This window comes from Pedobacter cryoconitis (assembly GCF_014200595.1).
GTDB classification, from domain to species: domain Bacteria; phylum Bacteroidota; class Bacteroidia; order Sphingobacteriales; family Sphingobacteriaceae; genus Pedobacter; species Pedobacter cryoconitis_C.
On record NZ_JACHCG010000010.1, the window covers coordinates 1 to 5,911 of the forward strand.

The following is a 5,911-nucleotide window of genomic DNA, read 5'->3' on the forward strand; positions in this document are numbered from 1 at the left end:
TCTAAAAGCTGAAAGGCCGTTTCTACATCCTCAATCGTACTTTCAATGTACTGCTCCCCGGTAGCCCGGTCAGTTTTCAGTTCCCGCTGGTACTGATGATAATAAGTCACCGTTTCAGTAAACAACAGCAGCAGGAGCATCGTCCGGCGAGGCTTGAACACCTCTTCCGGCAGTTTCATATAAACAGCAAAGGGATTCTTAACCGTGACCGGCCCCAGGATCCGTTGCACGTTCTTGATCAGGGCACGGGTCTGCTGTTCTGCTCCCTGGTCAACCTGCCCTGCACTGAGCTGGCGCTGGTATTCCATGATCCGCTGATCCTGTTCCAGGCTCACATCCATGTAGAGCAGGATACAGCGGTTGGCATTGTCCTCGTACAAAGCTTCCCGGGTTGTACAGCCACTCACACAGACCGGCCCTTCTACATTCAGCGTCACCGTTTTCAGGTTCCCTTTATTGTCCTTTAAAGTTACTGTCTTGGAGATTCTACGCTTGCTCTGCAATTCCCGCAAAGGGTACAGCGCACTTTCTGCGCCATCAAGATCCTCGATCAGCAGTAGTTTATGTTTCAGCTCTTCCCGTCCAAAGTAATAAAAGGCGTTACTGGAAAGGGTCGTGATTTCCAGCTTATCTTCTTCGGGCATCAGCTCCGATACTTTTTCCTGTAGCCAGGTCTTGCCTGTTCCGCTTGCGCCCAGGCACATCAGGTGCAAAGGGGTATTCCGCTTCCGGGAAGTATAGCTCAGGTAAGCAATCAGGCTATTGGATTCTTCACCGATCAGACCACTGTCAGCAATCGCCTGCCGGGTTCTTTCCAGCAGCTTCGGGGATTTCAGAAAAGCAATGGCCGACTTGCGCTCGGCGGCACTCAGCTCCCTTTTCTCCACTTTTTTAGGCTTCATGGATTCCAGCCGCTCTGCCCGGTAACTTTCCAGTGCCGCCGTCAGACCTTTTACGGCCAGGCTGAGCTCCACAGTACTCATTTCCAGTACTTCGGCAGATTTCTCGATCAGCTGCTCACTCTGCATACTATTGTACAAGTCCAGGTGATGGCGGAACACATTTTCCCTGTTGTCAATACGCACCAGTTTCAGGGTAACCTTCATCCGGTCTAGGCCACTCAGCCGCACACCACCCAAAACGGTGATATGCAGCCTGCCTTCGGTATAAAGTAAGAGTTCGGGATTTTCACTATGCAATTGTGCCTTGTTCATTACACTTTTGCTTTGATGATCAGCGCACCCTGCACACTGGTAATTTCCACCAGCTCACCCGCATGAAAGCCCTGGTTTTCTAACCATATACCCGATATCCTTAGTTCAGGAACCCACTTTTGGCTGTAAGTCAGCTTACGGTGTTTACGTTGCAGCATGATCGATCTGTGTTGTTCATTTTCCATAGCTTAAAAAAGTTTTATGTGTAACATCTACTACAAATGTAGACCTTGTTTCAGATATAAGCAAATAATACTTTCTTTTTTTGTAGAATACTTTAAACTACATTTGCAATTATCGGTGGTCATATCCACTCTTTAGCAGAATATGCTCGACATTGGAAGCAAGATTATGGAACTCAGGAAGCGCAAGGCATGGTCACAGGGAGACCTGGCCAAAGCCGTAGAAGCTTCAAGGGATATTATTGGAAAGTATGAACGCAATGAAAACAGCCCCTCTGTAGAGATGGCCTTAAAGCTGGCCAGGGTGTTTGATATTTCTGTAGATTATCTGCTGGGAGAAGGAAAGCATGCTGCCTATGACAAAGACACACTTAAACGATTAGAAGATATACAGGTCTTAGACCAAGATACAAGGCTCATTCTATTTAACATTATAGACACCTTTCTAAGGGACGCTAAAGCAAGAAAAGCTTACGGACAATAAATAACAAAGCCCGGCTTACTGCCAGGCTTTGTTTTATATATCTAATAGAGAGTCATCTTGCCAAACATCTTCATAATCATTAGTTACCAAGAATCTCCATCCAGGGGCTAAGCTTAAGTATTTCAAGACAACCGGACACCATTCATTAAGATGCTTTACATGCAGAGGAACAAAAAAATCAGGATCTGTAGAAAATTCTTCACCAGCCCAAATATACCAGCCAGTAGTATCGCCTTCTAATGGATGACGCAATCCATTTATAGGCCAAATACCATCTCTGACATTTCTTGAAATTCCTACCTTTAAATCTTCCGGAGAATCAATTAAAGGAGATCCATATTTTTCACAAATTATCTTTCTCTCTTTCTTATAATCCATTTTCTTTCTTCTTTGCTTTAGAATATCTACTCATCTCAGCACCTTGCTTAGATGAACAAGTTGGACACTGCGGCTGAACTGATTCCTTAGCTCTCATCCTAGCTTTATCAATTTTACCAGTTTCATAATGTTCAACAACAATTGGAGTTTTATGATCAGCGTACATTTTTCCTTCTGATATTCCACAAGTAACACAAGGCTGACCTTGTACAGATGCCCTTTGCGCCTTCGTTGTCGCATTATTAGGTCTCTTATACGCCTGTTCAACCTTTACACCCGATCCGCCTTCAGAAACCTTCCCACCTTTTCCACCCTCAGGCAAAGTTGATATAGCTAAAACAGCATCAAAAACTGTATAAGCCAACTCCAGTTTATCTTTAGTTGTAACACTTGATTTGGAGCTTAACTCAGCATATTTATTATCAAATCCATTTACCCCTATTCCGCTTAACACATCGTGAGCAAGATCAACGAAAAAAGCGTTAACTGGATTTTGTCTTTTTAATTCGACAGTAGCATTTCTAATAATTCCGCGTTGATCCCCATTAGGATTCCCACGCAGACTAACACTCATTACAGGAGGATCTTCAGGCCCACCATTCACATCCTCACCAAACATCCCATCCGGATCAGTATGACGGATCGGATCATCAAACCCATAAGCATAAGGAGTAGTCTTTCTGTCCTGCTCTGCAAGCGGATCTACAACGCTCCACCTCCCAATTACCGGGTCATAGAACCTAGCGCCGTAATCGTACTCCCTTACGCAACTTTTTTTAGGTTTGCCGGATTTGCTGGCCGCACTTTTTCAGTGCTATAAAGAACTTTCCTTTCCCGTAAAGTTAGTGCTTTATTTGAGTTTACTGGTTGGACTTGTTTGGCTTTTTTTTGTTGGAGATTCGACTTTGAAGGTGCGGAACTATGAAAGGCAGTGCTGATTCGTTAGTACATCTGTTACAGCAAAGATAGCCCCGAAAGTAAAGCAGTAAAGGGCTTTCGCGGCATAAACGCGCGTAGCCTTTGCCCTCAAAAAGGCCATTTATTCCACGATCCCTTGACAGCTTCACTTTCTTAGGCTCAGGGTGGCTTAACAAATGAACTACCTGAACCTCTGATGAAGGTTTGCAATTTGCTCCCTCCAGGGATGGAAAGAGCTTTGGCAGAGCGGAGGATAAGAGCGGCTCTTTCTATTCCTGAGAGGTTGGGCGGGCGCACTGTCCCTGTTTCAGGGGGTATCGGTTGTTCCCCCCGACCAGTCCTGCACTGCCACCATCAATAAACAATACCATGCTGCCGCAGGCTTTGCCGTTGACCGACTGGAAGGAGACGGCATATATAAACAAAGGCAAAGGTTGCGTTTTGCAACGATTGCCTGCACTGTTTGGCAGTGAGAGCCGATAGCCTGGATAACACCTTTTTTTCATGAAAGTACTTTGGCTATGGGCTGGAACGGGAGCGCTGGCCGAGGGGGGACGAGCGGCTATTTAATATAATACCCATTATAATACCAGCACTGGGATTGAACCAAAGTCATGGATTACTCTGCTGCGTTTATAATGTGTATTATGTTATTTAGCTTTGGGCCGGTTCTTCACCGGCAGCAGAGCGAGCGGAAGGACAGCAAAAGACAGAGAGAAGTGAGCTCTTGCGAGCTGGCTGGATTTTGAGGGACTGGGGCCGTGCGGGGATTTATTTTAGTGGATGGTGTTTATTTAAAGCCTCTTTCAGGTCTTCCAGGTTACTGGTTTGATAGCGTTCTGTACTGCTCACATATTTATGGCCTGCCATATATTGAACTGTCCGTAAGTCTTTTTCTTTCAGCCATTCAGTAATTACGCTTTGACGAAGCTGTACTGCATTTTTATATTTCGGGTTCAGCCTGCGTAGAGCCTGGTTCAGGTGGTATAAGCTGTTTTTGATATTTTCACAACCATTCATACTGATAAACAACTGACTGATTTGTTCAGCTGCTTCCATCACTTTAGGTTTTCTACCGGAACGTTCTGCTATTCTGTTCACCAGGATCTTAGATCGGGTCACGTGGATATATTCATACAGCTCCATGATCTGGAAGGCTTCCAGTTTGAGCATCCTGCTGTTAGTATGCTCATTTGCCGGTACATAGACCTTTCCTTCTTTTAACCTGATATGTTCTGCCCTTAGCTGATGCAGCTCCTGACTAGTCAAACCCTGGTAGACCAGTAAAGACAAGATCACTTTATTGCGCTGGCTCCGGTCATCTTTGACCGCATAACTTTCATACAAAGCTTCCACCTCTTGTTTTTCCAGCAGACCACCAGGAACAGTTTTTACGCTCCCTTTCAACCGGATACCTGCTACCGGGTTATAGCTAACCTTGTTTTGTTCTTGTAACCAGCTGAAGTAATACCGGATCGCCAACAGCATCCGGTTCACCAGGCCAATGCCTTTATTTTCCTGTTTCTGCTGGTCGGCATAATCAAGGATTTCCTTAAAGCTTACCTGTTCCAAACTGAGACTTTCACCTGTAAGCCAGGCCAGAAAGTAACTCGTATATTTCCGGTGCTGATAAACTGTAACCGGTTTTAAGCCCCGCTGTTGTAAGTATTCTTCAAAGTTCATCTACGATCTGGGTATAGATTTGTGTACTTTCCAAACTGCTATGGCCTAAGAACAACTGGATCTGTTCCAGCTTCATTCCAGATTGCAATAGATGGGTAGCAATGCTATGGCGAAGGGTATGCGGACCGATGGCCTTTTTGATTCCTGATGCCGATCTTAGTTTCCAGATCCGTTCAAAAGCTGTCTTTAGCCGTTTGCCATGAATATTTAACAGCAGTGCCGATTCCCTTCCTCCGCACCCCAGGTACGGACGACCATAGTTCAGGTAATGTTCCAGCTCTGTTTTATTACTGCCTGTCAAGGGAACATACCTGGCTTTATAGCCTTTGCCTTTACGAACCAGCACCAGTTCCTTTTCCAGCAAGATGTCTTCTGTATTTAAGCTCAGTCCTTCACTCTTTCTCAGTCCACATCCATAATACAAGGCCAGTAGTGCCCGGTCACGTAAGCCCAGCGGACTTTCTGCTGTCGTGGCGTACAGTTTGGCGATTTCTTTTCTGGTCAGGACACCTTTAACATTAGCCGTTTCGCCTTTGATCCTGGTTTTCACCGCAAAGCTTTCCTGACCACTTTCGCACAGGTAACGGGCAAACTTACGGATCACCTGCAAGTGTTTGCGCCTGTAGTTCAAACTCAACGTACCACCTCCGGTTTTACCCTGTTGATCACTCAGCTCATGCAGGTAGTTTTGCAGATGGCTTTCCTGGATTTGTGACAGGCTGTTGCAGCCATGTGATTCCAGAAAAGCCAGGAACTCACCCAGTAGCTTAGGCATATCCCTTTGGCTGGTGTGATCAAAGTTCAATATCCTCAGCCATTCACCGAAACCGGCTTGCTGGCGGATGTAGAGCGGATTTTTCATCATATCTTTTTTTTGCTAACTGTACATTTTTTACCCGGTGCGGGTGACTGCCCCTTTCTTACTGAGCTGCTGCACTTTGACTAACCCATCAGCCTCATGGGTTACTGCCGGGTTACAGGATACTGACCTGATCTGTGACAGGATACCCGCCACCATCGCCTGACCATTTTCCTGCAACGTCTCCATATCG

General features: G+C 45.7%; 7 protein-coding genes and 1 pseudogene. 1 reads left to right on the forward strand and 7 read right to left on the reverse strand.

The window, feature by feature from the left end; genetic code table 11:
- The coding region (locus HDE70_RS27000; protein WP_183892393.1) for a hypothetical protein at positions 1-1,214 on the reverse strand (1,214 nt) is incomplete at its 3' end.
- Positions 1,214-1,399, reverse strand: coding sequence for a SymE family type I addiction module toxin (locus HDE70_RS27005; RefSeq protein WP_183892356.1), 186 nt, complete (start codon positions 1,397-1,399; stop codon positions 1,214-1,216). The genes HDE70_RS27005 and HDE70_RS27000, both read right to left, overlap by 1 nt.
- A 142-nt stretch (positions 1,400-1,541) precedes the next feature.
- On the opposite strand from HDE70_RS27005, the gene HDE70_RS27010 reads away from it, so the two are divergent.
- Positions 1,542-1,880 carry a helix-turn-helix domain-containing protein gene (locus HDE70_RS27010; protein WP_183892357.1) on the forward strand — a complete coding sequence of 113 codons (339 nt, stop codon included), beginning with the start codon at positions 1,542-1,544 and terminating at the stop codon, positions 1,878-1,880.
- A 33-nt stretch (positions 1,881-1,913) separates the two neighbouring features.
- Here HDE70_RS27010 and HDE70_RS27015 read toward each other — a convergent pair whose 3' ends face one another.
- From HDE70_RS27015 to HDE70_RS27035, 5 genes and pseudogenes are all read right to left on the reverse strand, one after another.
- Complete coding sequence (locus tag HDE70_RS27015; RefSeq protein ID WP_183892394.1) at positions 1,914-2,258, reverse strand: hypothetical protein; 345 nt, start codon at positions 2,256-2,258, stop codon at positions 1,914-1,916.
- Entirely contained in the window at positions 2,248-2,877 is a 630-nt protein-coding gene (locus HDE70_RS27185) for a hypothetical protein (RefSeq protein WP_260162123.1), read from the reverse strand. The genes HDE70_RS27015 and HDE70_RS27185 overlap by 11 nt, the downstream gene beginning before the upstream one ends.
- Positions 2,878-2,886: 9 nt before the next feature.
- Positions 2,887-3,012 (reverse strand): annotated as a pseudogene (locus tag HDE70_RS27405) (RHS repeat-associated core domain-containing protein); the annotation flags it as partial.
- A gap of 935 nt (positions 3,013-3,947) precedes the next feature.
- On the reverse strand, positions 3,948-4,859 hold the full coding sequence (locus HDE70_RS27030; protein WP_183892395.1) for a tyrosine-type recombinase/integrase: 912 nt from the start codon (positions 4,857-4,859) through the stop codon (positions 3,948-3,950).
- A complete protein-coding gene (locus HDE70_RS27035) occupies positions 4,849-5,724 on the reverse strand; it encodes a tyrosine-type recombinase/integrase (RefSeq protein WP_183892396.1) in 876 nt (291 codons plus the stop codon). The genes HDE70_RS27030 and HDE70_RS27035 overlap by 11 nt, the downstream gene beginning before the upstream one ends.
- Between the last annotated feature and the right edge of the window lie 187 nt (positions 5,725-5,911).